This window comes from Mesorhizobium alhagi CCNWXJ12-2 (assembly GCF_000236565.1).
GTDB classification, from domain to species: domain Bacteria; phylum Pseudomonadota; class Alphaproteobacteria; order Rhizobiales; family Rhizobiaceae; genus Allomesorhizobium; species Allomesorhizobium alhagi.
Map to the genome: position 1 here is coordinate 1 of NZ_AHAM01000052.1, position 5000 is coordinate 5000.

Consider the following 5000-nt stretch of genomic DNA (forward strand, 5'->3'; position numbering starts at 1 on the left):
CCTGCCGCGCCAGGCCCTGCGCTTCGCCCGCTGGCGGGTTCGCCGCGACACTGCCGCTGCGCAAAACAAACCCCGCGACGCGGGCCGGATTCGCCGCGTTTGGCCGCTGCGGATGGGACGTCCGCCCGGCTCTCGCCGGCGGCCTTCCCATGAGGTCCACGAGGTGCTGACTGCCGCTCATGGGTTGGCCTTCTGGGCGCTGGAGCACCCCGACACATCATGACGCGCGTCCCTGCGCTTGCCGATCAATAGCCAGGCCGGCGAAACTCCGGAGCGTGGCAACAATTCTTCATGTGTGCGAAAGACAGGACCATGACGCTCGACGAATACAACAGCTTCTGCGGCGCGCTTCCCTTCGCGACCCATGTCGTCCAGTGGGGCGGCGCGCATGTGTGGAAGGTCGGCGGCAAGGTGTTCGCCATCGCCGGCTGGGGCGGCGGCGAAGAACTGGCCGTCACCTTCAAATGCTCCGAGTTCGCCTACGAAATTTTGAGGGAGCAGCCGGGCTGCCGTCCGGCGCCCTATCTCGCCTCGCGCGGCATGAAATGGATCCAGCGCCGGACGGGCGAAAGCATGGATGACGAAGCGCTGAAGGACTATGTCCGCGAAAGCCACGCGTTGATCTTCCGCGCGCTGCCCAAGCGCGTGCGAAGCGAGCTTGGCGCGGTTACATGACGATTATATGCATATTTGCTAAAATGCAGACCGAAGGCAGTCACCGCGCGGCCATTTTCATGCCCGGTTCATGTTGGAACTTCTAGGCTGAAGCGGCATTGGACGGCTGCATGGCGCGGCGCTGAAACGGAGATTTGGGGATAGATGCTCGGCAAGGTTTTCATGCTTTCGGCGCTGGTGGCTGGGCTTTCCGCGTCGGGGGCGCTGGCGTCGCAATCGGCCGGCGCTGCGCGCGAGGCCGATCAGGCCGCCCTCAGCCGATCTGAAGGCATTCAGCTGGCGCAGGCGGGCGACGTGGAGATCTTCTACGACGGCAATGGCAACCGCGTCATCATCGACGCCTACACCGGCGAGATCATCGCCGTGCAGCCGCCGCGGCGCGTCCGCCCGATGAACCGGCCGGCGCTGCGCCGTGAGTTGCGCGCGCGGGAACTGGACCGGGACGAACGCTACTATCTCGACGACCCCGAGGACATGGAGCGGCTGCGCCGGCGCAAGCTCGGGGATTATCGCCTCCTGCCGCCGCCCGTCGACGAATACGATTATCGCGATGAACCCTTCGTCGAGGAATTCCCGCCGGCGCCGCGGCGGCGCACATTGCCTGAACTCAGGGAAGAGCCTCCGCGCGTCGTCGAGCGCGCGCCGCCCGACGAGCCCGCCGAGCCTGCAACTCCCGGCGAGACCATCGTCGTCGATCCGGTTGCGCCACCGCCGATGAATTTCACCGCGCGCGAAGACGTCGCCGCTATCCAGGTGCTGATGGACCGGACCGGCGCTTCGCCGGGCGTCATAGACGGCAAGTTCGGCTCGAATGTCGACAAGGCCTTCGACGCCTACCGCGAGATCACCGGAACCAGCCTGCGGTCCACCGATTCGGCGGGCATCAAGGCAGCGCTTGCGGCGAGCGGCGGCGACCCGTTCACCACCTACACGATCACCGCCGCCGATGCCGCGGGGCCGTTCGTCGCCGCGGTCCCGGAAGACTACAGCGCGAAGGCGCGGCTCGAAAATCTGAGCTACACCTCCGTTTCGGAGATGCTGGCGGAAAAATTCCATATGGACGAGGGCTACCTGAAGGCGCTCAACCCGGACGCCAATTTCTCGCGGCCGGGCACCATCATCCGCGTCGCCAATGTCGGCGCTCCGGTCACGAAGAAGGTTCAGCGGATCGTTGCCGACAAGGGGCGCAAGCAGGTGCGCGCCTATGACGAGGAGGAGGGCGAACTGGTCGCCGCCTATCCCGCCACCATCGGCTCGACCGAAACGCCGTCGCCGACCGGCAAGCATGCCGTGTCGCGGGTCGCCTTCGACCCCAACTACACCTACAATCCGAAGGTGAATTTCAAGCAGGGCCGGAACGACAAGATCCTGACCATTCCGCCCGGCCCCAACGGACCCGTCGGCTCGATCTGGATCGCGCTGGACAAGCCAACCTATGGCATTCACGGCACGCCGGACCCCTCCAAGATCGGCAAGACCGAGAGCCATGGCTGCGTGCGCCTGACCAATTGGGACGCGCAGGAACTGGCCAAGCTGGTCAGCCCCGGCGTGATGGTCGAGTTCGTCGAGTAATACCGCGGTCCCCCGGAACCCTGCGGACGTATCGGCCCTTTGACGGGATTGCTGCGGTTGTGCTTTGCGCTATTTTCGGCGCATGCGATCGCCTTGCGAAGCACATGAGGGCGCTGTCCCGCAGACGGCGGCTCGGCCCGAAGATGGTACGTTCTGCCCGCGGGAGCGCCGCCGCTACGTGCTGGTCGCCGCGATTCTCGCTTCCTCCCTCGGCTTCATCGACGGATCGGTTGTGGCCATCGCCATTCCGGCGATGCGCAGCGACCTCGGCGCGAGCCTCATCGAAGCCCAATGGATTTCCAACGCCTATGCGCTGACGCTGTCGGCGCTGATCCTCGCCGGCGGGGCCGCGGGCGACAAGTTCGGCCTGCGCCGCACCCTTATCGTCGGGATCGCGCTGTTCATCGGCGCCTCGATGGTCTGTGCGGTCGCTCCGGACGCATTGTTTCTGATCGTCGCGCGCGCCGTGCAGGGCGTGGGCGCTGCCATCATGGTGCCCGGCAGCCTGGCCATCATCGCGAAGGCCTATCCGAAGAAGGAGCGCGGGCGCGCAATCGGCATTTGGGCCGCCGCGTCGGCACTCACCACTGCTTTGGGGCCGGTGATCGGCGGCGTGCTGCTTTCGTCGTTCGAAGACAGCGTCTGGCGCTGGATTTTCGCCGTCAACCTGCCGCTCGGCGGGTTGGCGATCTATTTCCTGGCGGCGAAAGTGCCCGCGGATGCGCCCGGCGAAACCCGCACCCTCGATCTCGGCGGCGCGGCGCTCGCCACCGTCTCGCTCGGCGCGCTTGCCTACGGCTTCACCGTGTTCGGCACTGCGAGCCTGCTGCATTCCGCCGCCTGGGTCGCTGCCGGATTTGTGGTCCTCGCGGCGTTCCTCGTCTGGGAACGGCGGCAGAAGGAGCCAATGGTCGATCTCGGCCTGTTCGCCAGCCGATCGTTTTCGGGGGCAAACGTCTCGACATTCTTCCTATATTTCGCGCTTTCGGCGATCCTGTTCTACCTGCCGATGCTGCTGATCGCGGGATGGGGCTTGAGCGAGGCGGCGACCGGCTTCATTTTCCTGCCGCTTTCTCTGGCGATCGCGCTTCTTTCGGGGCCGGTCGGAAAGGCCTCGGACAGCATCGGGCCGCGTTTGCCGATCGTCGCCGGCAGCCTGGTCGTGGCGGCCGCCTTTGCAGGCCTTGCGCTTCTCACGGGTGGAGGGATCCACAGCTTCTGGTTCGGGATTTTCCCGCTTATGGCTCTGATGGGCCTCGGCATGGCGCTTGTCGTCTCGCCGCTGTCGACGGCGATCATGACAGCCGTCGAGGACAGCGAGACCGGGTCGGCGTCTGGCATCAACAATGCGGTAGCCCGGATGGCCGGGCTGTTTGCCGTCGCGGCGATGGGCGGCGTCGCCGCGCTCCGCTACGCATCATTGCTGGGCGAGACCGCCGGCGTCGTGCCAAGCTTTGGCGAGGAGCCGGCGAGCGCGCTTCCGGCTGACGCCGAAAGCATCCGGCTCGCCGCGAGCGATGCCGCCTTCGCGGCTGTTTCCTGGGTCACCGCCGCGCTCTGCGTTCTCTCGGCTCTGACCGCCTGGATGACCGTGCCCGGAAGCGGCCGCACCGAAAGCGCCGAGGACGCAGCAAATCCAGCTTCGGCGGAGTGATTGTCGCCGCAAGGCCGGCCGGATCAGCCCTCGGCCTTGGCGCTCGCCACCTTGAGCGGATCGCCCTCTTCCTTGAGCAGGTCGTCGATGCGCTTGCGTTCCTTTTCGAAGGTCGCGAGATCGTCGCCCTTCAAAATGCGCCCGACCGGCAGCCTGACGCGCATCGGATCCACTTTGCGGCCGTTGACGATCAGTTCGTAGTGCAGGTGGTTGCCTGTCGACAGACCGGTGGATCCGACATAGCCGATGACCTGGCCCTGGCGGACCTTGGCGCCGGGCTTGATGCCTTTGGCGAGGGCGCTTTGGTGGTTGTACGAGGTTTCGTAGCCGTTGGCGTGGCGGATGATGGTCTGGCGGCCATAGCCGCCGGCCCATCCGGCCTTTTCGACGGTGCCGTTGCCCGAGGCGATGATCGGCGTGCCTCGCGGCGCTGCCCAGTCCACGCCGGTGTGCATGGCGGAACGGCCGAGGATCGGATGGTTGCGTCCGCCGAAGCCGGAGGTGAAGCGGCCATTGGGGAGCGGGTTGCGCAGCAGGAACTGCTTGGCGCTGCGGCCGTCCTGGTCGAAATAGTCGACGCTGCCGTCGGACGTCTTGAAGCGGTAGAAGTTGCGCGTGTTGCCGCCGAAGGTGGCCGACACGTAGAGCAGTTCGGAATCCTCGGACATCAGATCGTCGCCGTCGGGCTGCGAGAAGAAGACTTCGATGCGGTCGGCAGGATTGAGCCGCGACTGGAAGTCGACGTCGGATGCAAGGAGCTTGATCAGCTTCTTGGTCATGTCGCTGGACATGCCGTAGGCGTAGGCCGCGCGGTAGATGCCGTCATAGACCGTCGGCAGATTGCCCCGGACCGCGACCGGCGGCGTGTCGTCGAACGCCGTCAGCAGCGCCGGGTTCGGTTCCGGCTCCACCGTCGTGACGAACTGGTCGCGGTCGTTGAGTGCGATTGTCACGATATGCTGCGTCCGGTCGTAGACGCTGGTCCGCACGACGCGTGCGCGGTCGCCGCGGACCTCGAGTTCGACCCGCAGGACGGTGCCCGCCTTCAGGGTCGTCGAGTTCATGATCTTGCCGACAGCCTCGGCCATGCCGGTCGCAT

The 5000-nt window shown here is 66.1% G+C and carries 4 protein-coding genes and 1 pseudogene (1 of these 5 running past the window's edge); 4 read left to right on the top strand and 1 reads right to left on the bottom strand.

What is annotated here, in order from left to right; genetic code table 11:
• The 4 genes and pseudogenes from MAXJ12_RS38525 to MAXJ12_RS07370 all read left to right on the top strand — a co-directional run.
• Positions 1-223 (top strand): annotated as a pseudogene (locus MAXJ12_RS38525) (hypothetical protein); the annotation flags it as partial.
• Positions 224-312: 89 nt separating this feature from the next.
• Positions 313-675, top strand: a complete 363-nt coding sequence (locus MAXJ12_RS07360; RefSeq protein WP_008835172.1) for an MmcQ/YjbR family DNA-binding protein — start codon at positions 313-315, stop codon at positions 673-675.
• A 144-nt stretch (positions 676-819) separates the two neighbouring features.
• Complete coding sequence (locus tag MAXJ12_RS07365; RefSeq protein ID WP_008835173.1) at positions 820-2247, top strand: L,D-transpeptidase; 1428 nt, start codon at positions 820-822, stop codon at positions 2245-2247.
• A gap of 82 nt (positions 2248-2329) precedes the next feature.
• Complete coding sequence (locus tag MAXJ12_RS07370) at positions 2330-3901, top strand: MFS transporter (RefSeq protein ID WP_040585293.1); 1572 nt, start codon at positions 2330-2332, stop codon at positions 3899-3901.
• A 23-nt stretch (positions 3902-3924) separates the two neighbouring features.
• Here the strand turns inward: MAXJ12_RS07370 and MAXJ12_RS07375 are convergent, their stop codons facing one another.
• Positions 3925-5000, bottom strand: the 3' portion of a protein-coding gene (locus MAXJ12_RS07375) for a M23 family metallopeptidase (protein WP_008835175.1). It continues 880 nt past the right edge of the window; 1076 of the gene's 1956 nt are visible here — the last part of the coding sequence; the start codon falls outside the window, past its right edge — the gene reads right to left on this strand; it ends in the stop codon at positions 3925-3927.